Annotated in this window: 16 protein-coding genes; 11 read left to right on the forward strand and 5 right to left on the reverse strand. The window is 42.9% G+C overall.

Annotation, left to right across the window (positions count from 1 at the left end; translation table 11 throughout):
• The first annotated feature begins 127 nt into the window (after positions 1 to 127).
• The gene (locus B0I21_RS18470) at positions 128 to 724 is read left to right on the forward strand and encodes a ribonuclease HII (protein WP_133641972.1); all 597 of its coding nucleotides are present in this window, start codon (positions 128 to 130) and stop codon (positions 722 to 724) included.
• A gap of 81 nt (positions 725 to 805) precedes the next feature.
• On the opposite strand, the gene B0I21_RS18475 is transcribed toward B0I21_RS18470, so the two are convergent.
• The 5 genes from B0I21_RS18475 to rsgA all read right to left on the reverse strand — a co-directional run bounded on the left by B0I21_RS18475 (position 806) and on the right by rsgA (position 8886).
• Entirely contained in the window at positions 806 to 3283 is a 2478-nt protein-coding gene (locus B0I21_RS18475) for a YfhO family protein (RefSeq protein ID WP_133641973.1), read from the reverse strand.
• A gap of 191 nt (positions 3284 to 3474) precedes the next feature.
• On the reverse strand, positions 3475 to 4161 hold the full coding sequence (locus B0I21_RS18480) for a potassium channel family protein (RefSeq protein WP_133641974.1): 687 nt from the start codon (positions 4159 to 4161) through the stop codon (positions 3475 to 3477).
• A gap of 2 nt (positions 4162 to 4163) precedes the next feature.
• Positions 4164 to 5942, reverse strand: a complete 1779-nt coding sequence (locus B0I21_RS18485) for a TrkH family potassium uptake protein (RefSeq protein ID WP_243836250.1) — start codon at positions 5940 to 5942, stop codon at positions 4164 to 4166.
• A gap of 54 nt (positions 5943 to 5996) precedes the next feature.
• The gene (locus tag B0I21_RS18490) at positions 5997 to 7790 is read right to left on the reverse strand and encodes a hypothetical protein (RefSeq protein ID WP_133641975.1); all 1794 of its coding nucleotides are present in this window, start codon (positions 7788 to 7790) and stop codon (positions 5997 to 5999) included.
• Between the two features lie 175 nt (positions 7791 to 7965).
• Entirely contained in the window at positions 7966 to 8886 is a 921-nt protein-coding gene (rsgA, locus tag B0I21_RS18495) for a ribosome small subunit-dependent GTPase A (RefSeq protein ID WP_133641976.1), read from the reverse strand.
• Between the two features lie 188 nt (positions 8887 to 9074).
• On the opposite strand from rsgA, the gene polA reads away from it, so the two are divergent.
• From polA to B0I21_RS18545, 10 genes are all read left to right on the forward strand, one after another.
• Positions 9075 to 11861 carry a DNA polymerase I gene (gene polA / locus B0I21_RS18500; RefSeq protein ID WP_133641977.1) on the forward strand — a complete coding sequence of 929 codons (2787 nt, stop codon included), beginning with the start codon at positions 9075 to 9077 and terminating at the stop codon, positions 11859 to 11861.
• Positions 11862 to 11865: 4 nt separating this feature from the next.
• The gene (locus B0I21_RS18505) at positions 11866 to 12984 is read left to right on the forward strand and encodes a toxin-antitoxin system YwqK family antitoxin (protein ID WP_133641978.1); all 1119 of its coding nucleotides are present in this window, start codon (positions 11866 to 11868) and stop codon (positions 12982 to 12984) included.
• A 42-nt stretch (positions 12985 to 13026) separates the two neighbouring features.
• A complete protein-coding gene (locus B0I21_RS18510; RefSeq protein WP_133641979.1) occupies positions 13027 to 13680 on the forward strand; it encodes a phosphatidylserine decarboxylase family protein in 654 nt (217 codons plus the stop codon).
• Between the two features lie 54 nt (positions 13681 to 13734).
• On the forward strand, positions 13735 to 14772 hold the full coding sequence (locus B0I21_RS18515) for a sensor histidine kinase (RefSeq protein ID WP_133641980.1): 1038 nt from the start codon (positions 13735 to 13737) through the stop codon (positions 14770 to 14772).
• Between the two features lie 80 nt (positions 14773 to 14852).
• On the forward strand, positions 14853 to 15500 hold the full coding sequence (locus B0I21_RS18520; protein WP_133641981.1) for a DUF47 domain-containing protein: 648 nt from the start codon (positions 14853 to 14855) through the stop codon (positions 15498 to 15500).
• 27 nt (positions 15501 to 15527) lie between these two features.
• A complete protein-coding gene (locus tag B0I21_RS18525; RefSeq protein WP_133641982.1) occupies positions 15528 to 16538 on the forward strand; it encodes an inorganic phosphate transporter in 1011 nt (336 codons plus the stop codon).
• A 245-nt stretch (positions 16539 to 16783) separates the two neighbouring features.
• Complete coding sequence (locus B0I21_RS18530) at positions 16784 to 18184, forward strand: OmpA family protein (RefSeq protein WP_133641998.1); 1401 nt, start codon at positions 16784 to 16786, stop codon at positions 18182 to 18184.
• Positions 18185 to 18387: 203 nt separating this feature from the next.
• A complete protein-coding gene (locus tag B0I21_RS18535; RefSeq protein ID WP_133641983.1) occupies positions 18388 to 19797 on the forward strand; it encodes a tetratricopeptide repeat protein in 1410 nt (469 codons plus the stop codon).
• Entirely contained in the window at positions 19794 to 20543 is a 750-nt protein-coding gene (locus tag B0I21_RS18540; protein WP_133641984.1) for a shikimate dehydrogenase family protein, read from the forward strand. Before B0I21_RS18535 ends, B0I21_RS18540 begins: the two co-directional genes overlap by 4 nt.
• 76 nt (positions 20544 to 20619) lie before the next feature.
• A complete protein-coding gene (locus B0I21_RS18545) occupies positions 20620 to 21261 on the forward strand; it encodes an MBL fold metallo-hydrolase (protein ID WP_133641985.1) in 642 nt (213 codons plus the stop codon).

Consider the following 21261-nt stretch of genomic DNA (forward strand, 5'->3'; position numbering starts at 1 on the left):
TAAACACCCACGCATCACAGATAAGTTACACGTTAAACTGCGTATGGAATGACCGCTATCTCGGAATAGAAATCCATAGCATGAGCTGGCGCTTCGCCTCGCTGTTATTTTTTTGTAATTTCGTGTCATGTTAATTTCTACATTTCAGCAACAATTTGTGGAGGCAGGCTGCGACGAAGCCGGGCGTGGCTGCCTAGCAGGTCCCGTTTTTGCTGCCGCGGTTGTGTTTCCATCCGATTATTGCAATTCGTTGTTAAACGATTCCAAACAATTGTCGGAGAAAAAAAGAATGGCCTTACGTCCCGTTATCGAAAGTGAGGCGCTTGATTTTGCCGTGGCTAGTGTTTCAGCGGAAGAGATAGACAGTATCAATATCCTAAATGCGTCTTATCTAGCAATGCATAGAGCATTGGACATGTTAAAAACAAAAGCGGCCTACATCATCGTTGACGGAAACCGGTTTAAACCTTATCAAGATATTCCCCATCAGTGCATTGTAAAGGGCGATGGCAAGTATCTTTCTATAGCAGCGGCGTCCATACTCGCCAAAACCTATCGGGATGAATATATGGATCAACTTGCGCCAGATTTTCCCGGCTATGACTGGCTTTCCAATAAAGGTTACCCCACCATCAGGCACAGAAAAGCCGTATTGGAATTTGGCTTCACACCACACCACCGCAAAACATTTCGGGTATCTGACCCACAACTGAAACTGTTTTAAAAAAAAGCCACTGACCTGTTCCGATCAGTGGCGATATACTTGTCATACCTTCGTATAGCCGATTATGCGCTGCTTATTCAGTTAACGCGTGGCGGACACGCCTTTCGGATTCTTGTTACGCCATGAAACAAATACCGCAGCCGCAAGGCCAAGCACCAAAACGATAGATGCGATGAGTGAGATGATGTTGCTGATCCGTATTGATGCAGGAGCAAAGATAAATTCGATGCTGTGATTGCCACCCGGAACCTGCAACGCGCGCAATAAATAGTCTGCACGAATGATCGGTACTTCATTCCCGTCAATGTAGGCTTTCCAACCTTTATCATAGTACACTTCGGAAAATACGGCAAATGCATCATTCGGTGATGTAGACTCGTATTTTAAGGTATCGGGATGGTACGAAACCAACCTGATTTCAGCATTAGACGATTGTCCTAATTTGGCTGTGTTCAATTGGTTTTTGAAAGACTCGTGAACGAATGCTTCCCTTTTAGGATCGAAGCTACTAATGGCCTGCATTTCCTGGGCGTTATCTTTTACGAATGTCACCTTGCTCACAAACCACGCATTGCCGGAAGCGGTACTCCGACGCTGAATCTGCTCGGCACCATTTTGCCGATTCTGCGTGATTAAGTAGCGCACATTAAACATATCCAACACGTCTTCGTTAATCGCACCGTTGAACTGATGCTCCAACACTTCCTGAAAACGCATTAATTTTGCGGCATGGTATCCGCCAATATTTTTATGAAAGTACGATGCCCGTGCGTCCGAGAATGGATTGGTGGTTAGATCCATCACGCGGTAACTCGGATCCTTATCCAGACGGATCAGTTGATCCACTTCTCGCTCGACAACATGCGTCTTCGCTCGTTCCTCAATAAAAGAGGCATTATTCAAATAGCGTTTATCGACAGCCCAAAGATCGATCAACGTCAGCACGCCTAATACGCCAACAAAAACGGGCACGGTAATTTTCTTTTTCAAGAATAACCAGACAAGCCCAAAAGCAATGGTGACGATAAGGAATGATCGGTATGCGTCTGCACTGGCCAACGATGAGCGATCTTTAAGAAGAGCATTTGAAAACTCGTTACCAACACTTTGCCCCCCGAGCTGCTGACTAATGGATGATATAAAATCTTGATGTCCTGAATTTTTAAAATTTAGGAAAAGACTCGGCATCAAACCAACTAACAAACAGAAACCGCCTATACCGACATACGTATAAAGTACTTTTTTGTCGAGCTTTGGTATTTCTGCTGCGCGCAGAAACAACTCATTCACGGCCAACATGGCCAACATGGGTATCAAAATAGCAGGTATCACAAGAATCGATTCGACAGCCCTAAACTTGTTGTACATTGGAAAATAGTCGAAAAACAGATCTGAAACCAACGGAAAGTGCCGCCCGAAAGCCAACAACATACACAAGGCTGACGCAATCAGGATCCACCATTTAATTCGACCCCTTACAATAACAAGCCCTAGCACGAACAGAAAGAATGTAGCCGCACCAAAATACCATGGGCCAGATGTAAAGGTTTTCTCACCCCAATACGTTGGGATTCTATCCGCAAATTGTACAGCCTGTGCTTCCGGTGCGCCCAACTTTGTGAAGAATTTTACGACTTCCGAATTTTTATCCAAAACACCACCTGTGCGACCTCCATACGCATTTGGTATCAAGAAGGTAATATTTTCCCCAACACCTTGACTCCATTGGTAAGCATATTCTTTATCGAGACCACTGGTTTGTGCACCCGCATCAACCTTTTGAATATTTGCTTTTCCACGAATGGTAAGTTTCGAGTATTCATACGTAGGAAACAAAACGGAGGCATTCACCAATACAGCAACGAGCGCAGCTACAATTTGCAGTGCGCTAGAACGCATAAAGGCTTGTAGTTTCTTATCGCGAATGGCGTAATAGAGTTCAATGAGCACATATACCAAAAGAGCAATAAATAAATAATAGGTAATCTGGACGTGGTTAGTGCGTATTTCCAGTGTTAAAAACAAACATAGAAGCACAGGCCCCCAGAGTCGGCTTCCCCTAAAACTCAGTAATACCGATCCGATAATCGGCGCAAGGTAGGCGATCGCATATGCTTTATTGACGTGACCAGCCTCAATATAAATAAAGTTATAGGATGTAAATGCTAAAGCTACGGCACCTACCGCAGCAAGCCAAGGTTTTAAACGCAATACCGAGAAGAGGAAATATCCTCCAAAAAGATACAGCAGGACAATATCAGCAGGAACAGGAAAAATCGCACGGATCCCCTTATTGATATAGCTGGCTACATTGCTCGCATGTTCATACCAAATCTGATAGGTAGGCATACCCCCAAACATAGAGTTTGTCCATAAAGGCGCATGGCCGTCTTTTGCGCGATAGTCAAAAAGTTCTTTTTGGCTACCTTCGGCCTGCATAACATCGCTTTGGACAAGTGTCTTGCCGTCGAATATAGGGGAGAAATAAAAAAACACCAACACAATAAAAAGGGCACTTATTGCGAGGTGGGTAGAGTTTTCCTTAAACCACTGTTTCATATATACTTGTTATATCTATTGCTATTTTTTTGGTATTATCTACGATCCTGCAGGTCATATTTTATTTTCCTGCCTAATCACAGCACGGATTTAATCTCCATGATTAGTTTCTTACCTGCCAAAAATATAGAAATGAATTGGAATTACCAGTATAAATATAGTAATTGGAGGGCGGTGAAAAAATGCTTGATTTAGCCCGCTTTTTGGATTAGGCGTTTGATATCGGACAACTCCCCAAAAAGCACAAGCAGATCCTCCTCCTCTAGGATCGTATCGGAACTGGCAATCCCTGAGGCCTCTTTATAGTGCACGGTTTTGCCCTTTACGCTTCTATCGTACGATTTCACCGTGGTAAGCACAATGACTTTGTAGACATTAGTAAGGTTTGCCTCTTTCAGGGTCATGCCCACATATTTATCGGGCACGCGCGTTTCGACGATGCTGTAACGATCAGACACTTTAAACGAATCGATGATATCGACATTATCCAAACGCATGGCCAGTCTTTCCGCGGCCTCTTCTTCCGGCATGATGTATTCATCGATTTGCATAGCCTGCAATACGGTTTTCTGCAATTCGGACACAACGCGTCCTATTATTCGGCGCACTTGCAGCTGCTTTAGCAAAGCTGTGGTTAGTAGAGAGGCGCCCTCGTCTTCACCGATGGCCACAATGACGGCATTACTATCCTTCAACGGTAAGGAAGTCATCGCTTCTCTATCGGTGCTGTCCATACAGACAGTATGCGTTATTTTATCTTTAAGTTGTTCGACAATCGTTAGGCTTTTATCCACCGCGATAACTTCGTGGCCCTGCTCCGTGAGATGCACCGCCAGCGATCTTCCAAAATGTCCAAGTCCTAATACAATATACTTCATGGCTAAAATAAAATCTTTTCCGTTGGATAAATATAACTTTTATTGCGCGTGTTTTTGATGAAGGCAACCAGCAGCGTCAGCATACCCACACGTCCGACGAACATCGTGAAAACGATGATCATTTTGCTGGCGGATGATAGAGACGGGGTAATCCCTAAACTTAGTCCACAGGTCGTGTAGGCCGAAATGGTCTCAAAAAGCAAGGACTTCAATGACTTTCCCGGATCGGAAAAATTAAGCAGGATAAAGCTAAATGCGATAGTGACGATAGATAGCAGGATGATCGCAAAAGCTTTATTTACCGATTCGGAAGCTATTTTGCGCTTTTGAATCTCAATGGATTCTTTGCCGCGCGCTAAAGCAATAATATTGAGTAAAGCCAGTGCCACCGTGGTTACCTTCACCCCACCTCCTGTTGATCCAGGGGATGCGCCGATCCACATGAGCATGGCCACCATAATGACCGTAGAATTCGCCAAAAAGTTCATATGCACGCTATTGAATCCAGCGGAGCGCGAAGAGTTCGCCATAAAAAAAGACGTGACCAATCTCCCGAGCGTGGAGGAGTCGTCGGTAAGTGTATGCCTTTGCTCGAGAAAGAAATAAGAAGCCGTAGCAAGCAAAACAACGACACCGTTGCACAGCAAAATAATCCGCGTATTGAATGAAAATGATTGTGACCTGTGCACAAAAGGCCGACGGAATACAACCTGTTGAATAAATTGTCGAAACTTTTGTTGGAGATAGGTATAGAAGTTTAAGACGGTGCCAAAACCTAAGCCCCCAAGAATAAAAACTCCGGCCAAAGCGAGCTGAAATGAATAGTTAAAGCGATAAGCATCGTGATGTATTCCATTCTGTAGAATAGAAAACCCAGAATTACAAAATGATGATATGGCGTGAAATGCAGAGAAGAAGACACGATCGCCAATGCTCTCGAACTCGGCGGGGTCTAAGGATAAGAAAATGAAAAAGCCACCAATTAATTCAAAGAATAGCGTAATGAAAATAATCGTAAGGAGCGTCGAGATCACGGAGTTTAACTTATTCTCGCCCAAAATCTCACCAAACATTAATTGGTTTTTATAGGAGAAGCCCCCGGAGAAAAAATAGCCAAAGAACCCTGTAAATGTCATAATTCCTAGCCCCCCGACTTGTACCAACAACATAACCACTGTTTGGCCGAAAACAGAGAAGTTTGTCGAAATATCGGTAACCGTCAACCCGGTGATACACACCGCACTTGTCGCCATAAATAAGGCATCTACAAAACTTAAGGGTGCAAGCAACGTTGTTCGAGGCAGCATCAGCAATACGGTGCCTAACAAGATCAACGCAATAAAACTAATAACAAATAAAATCGTGGGATTGAAATAAAAATTATCGAAAAACAAGCTGTTTCTCGATAGTTCGGAGAGGAAGGTTACCGCAACGCCAAAATAGATCCACTCCATTTTAGAAAAATACACCACATGATTCAGTCTGGAAAGCGCGACAAATAAGAAGTAGGCAGCGAGGACAATACCGGTAAAATTTGAAACGTTTAGTTTACGCTGTGTGATTATAGCTGCAGCGGTGCGGACTGATCCTAAAATAAACAGCCCGTAAAATGAGCCGATAACTGTCTTTTCAGAAAGGCTAGCTATCTCTCGATCTGTTATGTAGCCTATGTGCGTAATCGTGATCAGCGCACAAAGCATACTCACGTAAAACATGACTTGATCCACCCGTCTAGTCCTGTACTTTATTAAGTACTTAAGAAAACCGATAATGCTATCCATGCGCTACAAACATAGTGATAATTTGCGGAGAATGTTTTGTATCTCCGCCTAGCGCTATTGCTCCTTTTTGTCTTTACCTTCCCCTTTTTTGAATAATTTATTAAAAAAACCTTTTGTTTTTTTAACGGAACCTTTTGTTTCTTGAACGGCTTTTTGGGCCGATTGTGCAGAATTCATAAGGCGCGCTTCTCGCTCAGCACTAATCCCCGCAGTCTGTTTTATACCGTCCAACAAGCTTTGCCAAAGATTCTTGAAGAAGGTATGTTCCGGAACGCGCTTGTGGTTCACTTTACCGATATGATATTTCTCATTGGCATCTGGATTGCTGTCATTGATAACCAGCTGATTCACCAAGAACGACAGTATTTTTTTCTTTTCCCGCTCGCCATCGTTATTGAGCAAGTTTATCTTCAGGTTGTTGTATTCAAATCGAAAATCTCCCCAGCTTCGGTAGTCGTTCCCCTCCATATTAAACCGTACACTGCGGATGTTTCCCGAGCCGATGCCGACATTTAGAAGCGGCGTCAATATTTTGTTGAATGCGGGAGCTTGCATGGGCTTTAGGTCGCCTGAATAGGTGTAAAATCCATTTTTGCTGAGCATATCAAACGAAAACTTAGCGTGCAAATTTCCGCTGTTCATAATCTTTGCCCGAAGGTCTGCTTTCAAATATTTGTTCTTTGCCAGTCTCAACGAGTCATTCGTCACATTCGTCAACCATCCAGTTGCCTGATCAAACGTAATAATCCCTTCTCGGTAATATTTACCGCTCATTTCTCCGTATAGCACATCGACGTTTTCAACAAATACCGTATCCACGCTAATCAAGTTCTGCACACGTAGCAACTTCTGGTGGGGCGCTTGTCCAATTTGGCTTTTAGGCGACTTTGGATAGCGCTTATCATTATAAAGCTTTACGTGGCCGTTTTTAATCTGTACCTTTTTCGCGATGGTTTGCTGGTTATCAAGCAGAGCACGAAAATCTAGTTGCTCCATCCGCAGGGTGTCGAAATGCAAATCGGCCATGGTTTTGTTTCGTCCCAGCTTTTTAAAGTAGGCTGCTTTCTCCATGACTGGCCTATAATCCACATTCGTTAACAACACATTCTCATCTTGGGTATTGATTTTAAGTTCGTCGAACTTCACGCTATATAGGCCGCCAGCTAGGTTGTAAGTAAACCCCGGAACAATAACCTCCACCATCTTTGTGTAGTAAAAACGGGTGGTATCGGCCAGCGATGTTTCATCAATTAATACATCGTGAACCTTGATATCGATACCCTTGACGGCGAAATCAGAACTTTTACCGCCCTGTATTTTGGAATAGTTGAATGCGACATCGTCCATTTGGATCTCCTGCACGTTGACCGACTGCAGGACGTCTTTCACACTTTCATACAATGTTTTCTTTGGCTTCGTTGATACCGTGTCGTTATACGCATGGTATTTATTTCTTAAATGTATACTCGGTGCTTCCAAAGAAATAGATTTGACATTTAGTTTCCTGTTTGTCAGTATATTAAGGATGCCAAACCTTTTAATTTTTAATGATTTCAACCGAATATCATACACGTTATCTGGTGCCGCTTTCGTTTCTTCCAAATGCGCATATACATTGGAGTCTGCCGAAAGAACAGCATTTTCCAATGTCACGTTACCCAACGCGATATTCAAATCGAGCTTATCATAACGCAATGTATACAAGCTATCTGTAGAATTTTTGATAACCTCTTTTAGTTTTTCTTCCAGAATGGGTTTCCAATTGCGAGATAAATACCACGCAGTAACTGAGAGACCAACAACAATTATGGCAACAATGCCGATGATCCATTTCCAAATTGGTTTCATACAAATAGTCTATTATATTTGGTAATCACTTTCGCCCACAACGAATGTATCCCCTTTATGTTCGTTAAAAAAGCAAACGGAAAGATAGGTTAAGAACTTTGGCTTTATGAAGTACTAGACGATATCTCCTTGTCTGTCAAAACAAAGATGATGCCGTAAAAGTTTTGAAAATTTGTTAGTTACGCGTATCTTGTTTGTTATAGATACTAAGATAGCTATCGTATCGCGAGCTTTCGATATCCCCTTCCTCTACTGCTTCGATAATCACGCATCCCGGTTCATTTATATGGCGACAATTATGGAAACGGCAAGCATTCAGCCGCGCGCGCATTTCTGGAAAAAAATGCGATAATTCACCTTTTTCTATATCGACAATACCCAACTCGCGTATGCCGGGTGTATCAATAAGCTTTCCACCAAAAGAGAGGTCGATCATTTCCGCAAAGGTCGTTGTGTGCTTTCCTTTGTCCGACCAATCCGATATTTCTCCGGTGCGTAATTTAACCGCTGGCTCAAGGGCATTGATCAAGGTCGATTTCCCAACACCCGAATGGCCGGATACCAACGTCACTTTGTCTTTCAGCAGCGATCGAATGATCTCCAAGTTTTCACCGGTATGTGCCGACACCGCATAGCACGGATAGCCTATTTGCTCGTAGATAGCCATGTATTCGGCTAAAATATCCAAGCCCTCTTCCGAGAAAAGATCGAGCTTGTTAAAGAGCAGGATTGCAGGGATATCATACGCTTCCGCCGTGACGAGGAAACGGTCAATAAAGCCTAATGATGTAGGGGGCGAAGCCAATGTGACCACCAAGATGGCTTGATCCAGGTTGGCGCCTATGATCTGGGTTTGCTTTGATAAATTGACAGAACGGCGAATGATATAATTCTTTCTCGGTTCTAAAGCCGTGATGATAGCGCTTTCTTGGTCGGGCTCCAATTCATAGTTCACCCAATCGCCCACCGCAATGGGATTGGTGGTTTTAATCCCCTTAGTCCGAAATTTACCTTGGATACGACATTCCACACGTTGTCCTTGCTCGCCTTGAACGAGATACCAACTCCCCGTAGATTTAGTTACTAGCCCGCGCATAGCATAACGCCTATTTCAACCATCCTGTCTATCATGGTACAAAAATCGAAAATTTAATGGTACAAAAGGAGTCTCCATCAATTATTTTTAACGGGCTTTGAAAACATAGGCCGATTTTTTCGTTGATCGCGGACGCCTAACTTTCTTTATTTTCCTACATTTGTGAAAGACGATTAAATTATATTTTGGTGAAAAAACTATTTCTTCTCGACGGCATGGCCCTTATATATAGGGCGTATTTCGCATTGAATAAGGTTCCTCGTTTGACTTCCTATGGACTGAATACCGGAGCAATAATGGGCTTTACAAATACGCTCCTAGAGATTTTAAAGAATCAACAGCCTAGCCATATTGCTGTTGTCTTCGATACAGATGCACCAACAAACCGTCATATCGAATTTGAAGCCTACAAGGCTCATCGGGAGAAGATGCCCGAAGACCTCGCAGCCTCTATTCCTTATATTTTTCGTTTAATAGAGGGCTTCAACATCCCGATCATTACGATGGATGGCTTTGAAGCCGATGATATCATAGGAACGTTAGCCAAAAAGGCTGAGCAAAGCGGATTTCAAGTGTACTGTATGACACCTGATAAAGATTTTGGCCAGCTGGTCTCTGAAAATATTTTCATCTACAAACCGGCACGCATGGGAAATGGTGCGGAAACGCTCGGTGTGCCAGAGATCTTAGCAAAATGGGAGATTGCCGACGTATCACAGGTAATTGATATTTTAGGACTGTGGGGAGATGCCGTGGACAATATTCCCGGCATCCCTGGCATTGGTGAAAAAACGGCAAAAAAACTCATTCAGGAATATGGCTCCGTAGAAGGTATCATCGCCAATAGTGCCCAGCTAAAGGGCAAGATGAAAGAAAACGTCGAAAATTTCGCCGCGCAGGGCCTTATTTCCAAGAAGCTAGCAACTATCCAGCTGGACGTCCCCATCGCACTGGATGAGAAAGCTTTGGAATTGGAAGATCCAAATCGCGAGACACTCGAACCGCTTTTCGCGGAACTGGAGTTCAGAACATTGGGCAAGCGTGTGTTTGGCGATGATTTTAGTATCGCCGAATCAGGTAAGCAAGGAAATGCGCAGATGGATTTATTTGCACCTGCCGCCGTAGAAATTGCTGCTGCAGCTCCTGAGCCCATTACGCCTACATTCAACATTCATAATACACCGCACGAGTATATCCTCGTAGAAACGGTCGAAGCACAACAAGATTTAGCAGAAATGCTTGCCCGTCAAAAAAGCTTCGCTTTCGATACGGAAACGACATCCTTAGATGCTTTATCCGCAGAAATAGTTGGTCTTTCCTTTTCTTTTGAAAAAGGAAAAGCATATTACGTGCCCACCGCTACCGATTTTCAGCAAGCACAATCTACGGTAGATATTTTCAAATCTGTACTGGAAAACCCACAAATTGAGAAAGTAGGGCAAAACATAAAATACGATATCCTCCTCTTATCGTCCTATGATATACGCGTGCAAGGTCCCCTTTTCGATACCATGATCGCGCATTATCTTATCGATCCCGATACGCGGCACAATATGGACGTATTAGCAGAAAACTACCTCGGCTACACACCGGTTTCCATTACCGAACTTATCGGCCCCAAAGGCAAAAATCAATTGAGCATGCGCGAGGTGGAACTGACTAAAATAACGGAATATGCCGCGGAAGATGCGGATATTACGTGGCAGCTACACGAGGTTTTAAAACCGCTTCTTATCGAAACAAAAACGTTGGAGCTAGCCCAAAATGTTGAGTTTCCTCTCGTCTATGTCTTGGCCGAAGTTGAAAAAAATGGTGTGAAGATAGACGTCGACACGCTACGCACATTTTCTAAGCTATTAGAAGAGGATGTGAAACGCTTGGAAGAATCTATCTATGAGAAAGCCCAAACCCGCTTTAACATTGCGTCACCAAAACAGCTTGGCGAAATATTATTCGATAAACTGCAATTAGATCCGAAAGCGAAGAAGACAAAAACGGGGCAATATAAAACCGGTGAAGACGTACTGCTGACGTTAGCACACAAGTCAGACATCGTGCAGGATATTTTGGATTTCAGACAAATGCAAAAGCTGAAGTCTACTTATGTTGATGCACTCCCCGGACTTATCAATCCACAAACCGGACTTATCCACACCTCTTACAATCAAGCGGTGGCGGCCACAGGTCGACTAAGCTCCACCAACCCCAACCTACAAAACATTCCCATTCGAACCGAACGCGGCAGGGAGGTGAGAAAAGCATTTATTGCGCGTGATGCCTCACACGTATTGCTGTCTGCAGATTATTCGCAAATTGAACTGCGCCTCATTGCAGAACTTAGCCAAGATCACAATATGCTTGACGCATTTAGTGCCGGCCACGATATTCACCGGGCGACGGCCGCCAGAGTTTATGGCGTAGGACTGGATGATGTAAGTTCAGATCAACGACGCAATGCGAAAGCTGTTAATTTTGGCATTATATACGGCCAGTCGGCATTTGGTTTATCGCAAAGTCTTGGCATTCCGCGAAAAGAGGCTGCCACCATGATTGATCAATATTTTGAACAGTATGCCGGCATTAGGCAATACATGAGTAAAGCCGTAGAGTTTGCTAAAGAAAATGGATATGTAGAAACTATCCTGAAAAGAAGACGTTATCTTAGAGATATCAACTCGGCTAATATGACGGTAAGGGGGTTCGCGGAACGAAACGCTATCAATGCACCTATACAAGGGTCTGCGGCGGATTTAATCAAGGTGGCCATGATCCACATTCAAAAAGATATTGCGTCTGCCGGCCTTCAAGGTAAAATGATTATGCAGGTGCACGATGAGTTGGTTTTCGATGTTCCACAAAACGAAGTTGAGCAGTTTTCAAAAATCATACGCGATAGAATGCAAAACGCGATAACATTGAAAGTCCCGATAGAGGTCGAAGTGGGGCAAGGGGTTAATTGGTTAGAAGCACATTAACAATATGATGAAAAACGTTAGCTTATTTTTAGTAGCCTGTTTGGCATACGTAGCTTGTCGGGCGCAGACTGATTCGGTATCCCGAGATACGTTGTTTGAAAAAGCGCCGGAAGGTCTCGTCCGTTTCTATTATGATAACCATTATTATTTGGTAGATAAAGATTGTGAATTCAAAGCTATCGAACGGCTTTCCCAATTCCTCGTGGCCAAGAATGTTTTTCATGGCGAATTTAAGGATTTCAACAGCCGGGGAACTGTCGTGCTTACCGGCTACCACAACCAAGGGGTGAAGGAAGGTCTCTTTAGCGCTTATCACCCCAATGGCGTACTCCAGTGGCAAGTAACCTTTAAAGACAATAAACCTACCGGCGATTGGAAATACTATTATCCTGATGGAAAACCCATGTTGACGGTAAATTTTGATAACGGCGCCGGACAGATCATTTCATTTTGGGACCGACTGGGACGCCAACGCGTAACGGAAGGCGAAGGCAATTATGAATTTAGAATGCCTTTCGAGTTTTACAACGAATACGGCTTTCCATTCTTTGAGCGCAAAGGCAGGATCAGAAACGGACTTCCCTCTGGCTACTGGACAACCAATATGGTGGATGAAAAAAACAAAAAGGTGCTCTTTACCGAAGAGGTGTATGACAAAAATGGAATGTTGACAGAAGGTTACAACCTTTTCCAAGATCGGGAATATCGGATTCCCCTCACCATCATCCCCACACAGTCTTTTATTATAGGCGAACGCCTGATATCAAAACCCTGTACGTTTGATGACTACAGTGGGTTTAACGCCTATTTGTCGGACCGGTTGAACGCCGCATTTGCAGCAAACCCTAGCTTTCAAAACACGGAAGATGAATTTATTTACCGCGTAACCCTAGATAAACAAGGAGAACCTGAATTGATAACCTTGAGTCAGCCGTTGAAAACGCAGGCGCTAAATAAGTATCTGGAAATGGTCATTAAAGACATTCCCTTTTACTTCCCTTCGCTAGACGAATCTGCACAACCGGTCGAAGACGCATTGACGGTGTCCGGGAAACTCACTATTAGTGAAGCAGGTGTATTTAATTTCCATACCCTACGTATCGAAAGAGAAAAACAACGCTAGGCGAATTCAACGAATGTTATATATTTGCAAAAAAATTTAGGCATGAAATTCCACAAAGAAGGATATACAAGTTTAGCGATCGTCGTTTTGTTCATTTTTGCTATTAATGCGATAGCGGATTATTACGATGCTTCTTTGTATGCAAAATGGTTCTTATATGTTCTGTCTGCGTTTTTGTTCATTACGATCGTGCAGTTTTTTCGGAGTCCGATAAAACGCATAGCGGCCGATGAAGGCATTATTTTATGTCCTGCGGATGGTAAAGTGGTGGTCATTGAAGAAACGGAAGAAACCGAGTATTTTAACGACCGAAGAATTCAGATCTCTATTTTCATGTCGCCCATCAATGTCCACGTAAACCGGAATCCGATCAGTGGTATCGTATCCTACTTTAAATACCATCCTGGCAAATTTCTAGTTGCTTGGCACCCAAAATCGTCCACGGAAAACGAGCGTACGACCGTTGTCGTAAAAAACAGTGCAGATGTGGAAGTGCTATTTCGACAAATTGCCGGAGCTATGGCTCGACGGATTGTGTGGTATGTCAATGAGAAGGATGTGGTAAAGCAAGGTGAAGAGTTTGGTTTTATAAAATTCGGTTCGCGTGTCGACGTCTTTGTTCCTGTGGGAACCTCCATCAATGTTAATATAGGTGACAAGGTCGTCGGCGGAAAAACAGTACTCGCGACATTTTAACATTATATTCATACAGTATTTGTAATTTAGGCTTCGTTATACGAGGCTTTTTTTATGAATTTTAGAATTTTTGTCCTTCTTATCTCCTGCAGCTTTGGCGTGTTAGTCGCTGCAACAGATTACATGCACCGCGCCAATCTTTCGGTAGCTGCACTCCTATTCATCTCAAGCAGTGTGTTGAGCTTTGTGATACTGCTCAACCTGTTCGAGCGTTTCGTGTATAAACGGATTCGGAATGTGTATAAACTAATCCATAACTTGAAGCTGGGCAAAGATCTGAAAGATGCGTTGGGCGAACAGATTGCCGATGATCCGATTGCCAATGCGGAAAAAGAGGTGCGCGACTGGGCGAAGCAAAAAGCATCTGAAATTAACACATTAAAAGAACAAGCACAATTTCGAAAAGAGTTTCTTTCCAATATCTCCCACGAATTCAAGACCCCGCTATTCGCGACACAGGGATACATTGAAACATTACAGGACGGCCTGATTGATGATGATCCCGATATTGCGAAGAATTTTTTGGAAAAAGCCTCGCGCAATTTAGACCGACTAAGCTATTTGATTCAAGACCTCGACGAGATCTCCAAGTTGGAAACCGGAATAATTGCCCTCACCATCGAAAAATTTGACGTAGTCAAGCTTATAAAAGAATGTGTGGAAGATCTGGAAGGAAAAGCGAGCGGTAGCAACATACAAATAAAATACAAAGGCAAAGCAAACCATCCCGTATTTGTCAAGGCAGACCGCAAACGAATCCAACAAGTTTTAATAAATCTTATCGATAACTCCATTAAATATGGTAAAAAAGATGGGCACACCAGCATCTCGATATACCCTCTTTTTGAACAGATATTGATAGAAGTGACCGATGACGGCCTGGGTATAGAAGAAAAGAACCTACCGCGGGTATTTGAGCGCTTCTACCGTACGGATAAGAGCCGCTCGCGTGAAATAGGAGGATCTGGATTGGGTTTAGCCATCGTAAAGCATATCATCGAGGCGCATGAACAAAATGTAAATGTAAGGAGTACAGAGGGTATAGGGACCACCTTTGGTTTCACGCTCGTTCCAGCCAAAATCGATAAATAGGAGATTCACCTTACTATTCATCAGTAAAACTTAACATTAACTTAACATTTCATTCATAATTTTGCAGAAATTCAATCCATATGTCTTTAAATAGCATTTTTCAGTATTTCGTTCCAAAGGATAAAAAGTTTTTCCCTTTGTTTGAACAAGCAGGCGCTAACCTTATCGAGATGGCAAAACTGCTACAAGAAACGGTTTACTCCACAGATTTGGCTAAACGCGCTGATCTGAATAAAAAACTAGAAGACCTTGAACACCGGGGCGACAATATCACTCACCAGATACACCTCGAATTAGGTAAAAATTTCATCACACCATTCGACCGAGAAGATATTCATGCTTTGGCAAGCTCTTTAGATGATGTTGCCGATTTTATACAGGGCGCGTCAAACCGCATGGAACTGTATAAAGTGATTACGCCTAGTCAAGCGATGAAAGAAATTACAGACTTAATCGTGGAGGCGACGGAGCATGTCGCTACGGCAGTTAACGAACTGAAAGATCTAAAAAACATTCGGAATATCACCGATTCTTGCGTCCGCATCAATAGCGTGGAAAACAAAGCGGACTATATATTTGACAAAGCAGTGGGTGAGCTTTTTGAATACGAGAAAGATGCGATCACGTTGATCAAAAATAAAGAAGTGCTTTCGGCTATGGAGGATGCGACAGATAAGTGTGAGGATGTAGCGAACGTATTGGAAAGCATTTTGGTAAAGAATGCTTAATAAAAGCAGCAAGAAAACAAATTTATTATGACTTCAACATTATTGATTGTCGTCGTTATCTTAGCGATTGCATTTGACTACATCAATGGTTTCCATGATGCAGCGAACTCGATTGCCACGGTGGTATCGACGAAGGTATTGACTCCCTTTATGGCGGTTTTGTGGGCTGCTCTATTTAATTTTGCGGCTTATTTCTATTTTACGGACCATAAGGTAGCCAACACCATTGCGAAGACGGTGCTCGAGGAATATATCACCCTTGAAGTGATCTTTGCGGGCCTTGTTGCTGCGATATCCTGGAACCTTTTTACCTGGTACTATGGTATTCCATCGAGTTCTTCCCACACACTAATTGGCGGCTTCGCCGGTTCGGGAATGGCCTACGCTTGGATAATGGGTGCAAACCCACTTCTTGCGGTGAACCAAAGTGCAATTTTAAAAACAGTGTCTTTTATTGTTTTGGCGCCCATCCTTGGTATGTTTATATCGGTGATCATTACTTTGATTATTATGAACCTGGCGCGAAGGGCCAGACCTGCTGTGGCGGAAAAATGGTTTAAAATCTGTCAGCTGATATCGTCGGCAGCATTGAGTTTTGCCCACGGTGGAAATGATGCGCAGAAAGTTATGGGTATTATCGCGACGGCGCTGATTGCGGAGCAAGTGATTCCAGACTTTGAAGCCATGCCCGCTTGGGTTCCTTTATCCTGTTATATCGCTATCGCTGCCGGAACCATGAGCGGTGGTTGGAAAATTGTGAAAACGATGGGAACAAAGATTACCAAGGTAACACCTTTGGAGGGTGTAGCCGCAGAAACTGCAGGCGCGGTAACCTTAGGTGTAACGGAGCATTTTGGTATTCCGGCATCAACTACACATACCATCACGGGTTCTATTATCGGTGTCGGGGTAGTAAAGCGTGTGTCGGCCGTACGTTGGGGTGTTACGATTAGCTTATTATGGGCTTGGATATTGACTATTCCCGTTAGCGCCGTGCTCGGAGGTTTATCGCTTGCGGTAATACATTTTATCCTGTAAAGGTGGTATTTAACTCGATATGGGAAGTTTTTTATCGACTCACGAGTAAAAAAACTCAAAAAATTTTGCGTTTCTAAATTATATACATACTTTTACGCGATGATTTTTTGCTGAATGTCAGTAAAATCAAGGCATGACAAAACTTTTTAGGGTGCTTCATTTTTTTGGCATCGTTATTGTTAAGTTATGTTAAAATTGAAAACGTGAAAACAATTAAAAATTTTAATAACCTTAAAAACAAGAGTATGAACTATTCTACAATTAAAAAAACAGCTGTTGCAGCTTCTTTAGTCGCCGCTTTAGGTTTTGCTGAGAACGCTCAAGCACAAACTCCGACTGTATTTGGTGGAAGATCACAATACAGAACTTGGTCAATCGGTGTTCAAGGTGGTATCACTGCACCTAACGTACTTACTGGTGGATCTAACAACTTCGGTCAAAAAGTTGGTATGTTCCAAAACAAAGTAGGTGAATACTATGGTTTAACTGTACGCAAGCAATTCTCTCACCTTTTCGGTTTAGAATTGGAAGGTAACCGTGGTCGCATCAAAACTTTCAACCACGATGTATCTGGTCCAGCTTTCGAGGCAGGTTCTGGAATGAATGGCGCTGGTACTGCAAGATCTGCAGAAACAGAAGTAAACTGGGCAGCTAGCTTAAATGGTGTTTTCCAGTTAGGTACTATCGACTTCATGAGAAGAGAAAATGCAGTTAACTTCTACGCTAAAGTAGGTTTAGGTGTATTAGCGAACAACCCTGTTCAGTATGCAAACAATGACTTCACTGGTACCGTAGTATACAACAACGAAGGTAACTGGGGTGAAGAAATCTTCGGAGATCGTGAAGCAGTTGGTGACCGTGACTTCAAATTAGCTGCTTACGTACCAGTAGGTGTTGGTGTTAAATTCAAATTATCTGAAGTTGTTGCCTTGAACTTAGGTTACACAATGAACTTCACTGATGACAACCTATTGTTCGGCCCAGGTCGTTCAGATGTTAAAGGTAAATTCTCTAACGTTTACGGTGGTCTAGAATTCACTTTAGGTTCACGTGATAAAGAAAGCTTAACATTCACAAACCCAGTTGCTACATTGTATGATGAGTTGAAAGATCCATCATTACGTAACGAAGTTGAAGCATTGAAACAACGCGTATCTACTTTAGAAGGTACTGTTGATCAATTGAGCAAAGACTCTGATGGTGACGGTGTATCTGATAAATTTGACAAATGTCCTGGTACTCCTGCAGGTACTGCAGTAGATGGTTCAGGATGTCCTATCAAATTCCCTGAGCCAGTTGCAGCTCCAGGTATGACTTCAGGTGCTTACTACGCTCCTATCCAATTCGAGTTTGATAGCTCTGTATTGAAAACTGAATCTTACGCTACATTAGATAAATTAGCTAAAGAATTGCGTGATGCTAATGCATCTGTAACTTTAGATGGTTATGCTTCTGCAGAAGGTTCTGAGTCTTACAACATGAACTTGTCAACAGACCGCGCTAACGCAGTAAAACAATACTTAGTAAACGCTGGTGTTTCTGCATCAAGCATCTCTGCTAACGGTTACGGCGAAGCTAATCCAGTTGCTTCTAACGCTACTGAAGAAGGCCGCGTACAAAACCGTCGCGTTGAAATCAAAAAATAATTCTTTAAAAAGAGTTAAATTGATAAGAAGGCCGATCCAGCGATGGATCGGCTTTTCTATTTATAATCAATCTTTTACCGTATATTTGCACGGCCATATGTTAACATGTGGAAAAGAAAAACAAATAAAAGTCGTATTTTCTTTATAAATTTCTTCTACAGTGAGGATTCAAGCGATTTGTAAATTAAAATGAAAGGAGTGATATGGAAGAAGATTTCGAATTTGGCTCGCCCGAAGAACAAAAACTGTCTGTTGATCGGTACGAAGAAATGCTTCGGAACCAAGATCAATATTTCTTTGACGCAAAAGCTTTCGAAAGTATAATTGAATACTATATCGAAAAGAATGATCCAATAAAAGCTCTTCAGGTTGCCGAATATGCGACCAGTCAACATCCCTATGAAACCTTATTCCTATTAAAAAAAGCCCAGATTTTTGGCCGCATCAATCAATTTGATGATGCCCTGCTGCAGCTCGATAAGGCAACAGCGCTAGAGCCCAATAGCGGAGAAGTGTACCTGCTAAAAGGCAATATTTATTTATTACAGGGAGATATCGAACAGGCCGAACGCCTTTTTATTCAAGCCATAGAACTTGGTGAGGATACAGCCGAAGCCTATCTACAAACAGCAGAGCTCTTTCAACTGAAAGGCGATTATGAGCAGGCCATTGCTTATCTGAAAAAGTCGTTGGAAATAAATATGGAAAACGATGATGCTTTGCATGCCCTTGCCTTTTGCTATGAAGTATTGGAAAAGCCAGAGGAAAGCATTGAGTTCTACAAACAGTATATTGACAAGGATCCCTATTCCTATGCGGCGTGGTTTAACCTCGGGATGGTGTATGAAAAGCTAGATCGCTTTGAAGAGGCCATAGATTCTTACGACTACGCGATGCTGATCAATGAAGCCTTTGTCCCTGCTTACTTTAATAAGGGGAATGTGCTTGTTAGCTCGCAAAAGTATACCGAAGCGATAGATGTGTATAAACAAAGTTTCGAATACGAAACGCCTACAGCAGATGTATACTGCGCCATCGGCGAATGCTATGAGAAACTGGAACACATGGAGGAAGCTCGCGAAAACTATAAAAAAGCCGTAAAACTAGACCCGCAATTAGCGGATGGATGGTTTGGTATAGGCGTAACGTTAGATTTCGACGATCGACACTTTGAATCCCTACATTTCTACAAAAAAGCGCTGGAATTGGATGATGCCAATCCTGACTACTGGTTTGCCATAGCAGACGCCCGCTACAAGCTAAATCAATTCGAAGAATCCGAATTTGCCTACAATAAGGTGGTGGAGCTAAATCCTACCGACATAGAAGCTTGGCTGGATTTTTCCTCTATTTATTTTGAACAGCGGAAGTACGTACAGGCTATCGATGTAATGGCAGATGCTATTCGGCAAAACCCAGAAGCATCTGAACTGTATTACCGCGTCGTTGCTTATTTATTTGCTAATGGACAGTATAACGAAGCGCTAAACTTCTTGGAGTTGGGCTTAGCTACTAATCCTGACAAGTTTTATATCTTATTCGATTACCTGCCACAGCTTCAAGGAAACCAAATCATTGTCGACATTATCCGGAAATACACCAATAATCCATGAAAAAATTAGGTCTTATCGGCTTCCCTTTGGGTCACTCCTTTTCCAAAAAATACTACTTGGATAAATTTGAAAAAGAGGGTATCGAGGATATAGAGTATGATCTGTACCCTGTTGAAGATTTAAACGATTTTCGGAAAGTCTATGAAAGTGATCCACAATTTACTGGGTTCAATGTGACTATTCCCCACAAGCGAAATGTGATGGCCCTTTTGGATGAACTCTCGGAAGAGGCTGCAACGATCAACGCTGTAAACTGTGTGACGATACATCGGGAAAATGGAAAAGCACGGCTAAAGGGGTTTAATACCGACGCATATGGCTTCGAGCGATCCCTTCATCCGCTATTAACACAAGAACATCAAACCGCGCTTGTTTTCGGAAACGGAGGTGCCGCGCAAGCGGTTTATTACAGCTTGAAAAAATTGAACGTCAGCTATCAAATCGTTAGTCGGCACAAAGATACGGGTGATTTGACATACGAGGAACTGACGGAAGATCGTATTGCAGAAAACAAGCTGCTGATCAATTGTTCGCCGGTAGGCACGTATCCTCACATAGATCAGTGCCCGCAGATACCTTACGCGGGCATCGGCGATAAACATTTACTGTATGATCTGATCTACAACCCCGAAGAAACGTTGTTTTTGAAAAAAGGAAAAGAGCGAGGCGCGGCCATTAAAAATGGGCACGAGATGTTGATTTTGCAAGCCGAACGCAATTGGTCAATCTGGAATGAAAGCGTTTAGGTGATGTGACTTAACCTAGCGAACAACGACACGCCGATCCACACCGTTACTTGCAAATAATTCCTATTTTTGAACTATGTTGACTATTCATTCTTTTGTTTTTAATCCCTTCCAGGAAAATACATATCTTGTTTATGATGAGCTGGGACATTGTGCAATCTTTGACCCAGGAATGTCTAACGCTGCCGAAGAGCAGCAATTCGTATCGTTCATCGCGGAAAACAAACTTCAGCCTACCGCCTTATTCAATACCCACTGCCATATCGATCATGTGCTGGGTAATAGATTTGTTTACGAACAGTATAATTTGGTTCCTCAGATGCATGAGGGCGAAATACCGGTATTGGTCGACGTAGAACACCGCGCACCTATGTTTGGGGTACGCTACGAGCTATCGCCCATCCCGGAAACTTTTCTTGAGGAAGGCGGGATGGTGTACATTGGCGATTACCAGCTTCATCTCTTATTGGTTCCCGGCCATTCGCCAGCACATCTTTGTTTCTACCAGCCTGAACAAAAGTTTCTGATCGGGGGCGACGTGCTCTTTCGCAATAGCATTGGCAGAACGGATTTGCCCGGCGGCAACCACCAGCTTCTTTTAGATAAAATAAAAACAGAGGTGTATACGCTTCCTGATGAAACCGTGGTGTACCCCGGGCATGGTCCGCAAACCACTGTAGGTTTTGAAAAATCTACCAATCCATTCATAAAAGGCTAA

This window comes from Sphingobacterium paludis (assembly GCF_004364125.1).
GTDB classification, from domain to species: domain Bacteria; phylum Bacteroidota; class Bacteroidia; order Sphingobacteriales; family Sphingobacteriaceae; genus Sphingobacterium; species Sphingobacterium paludis.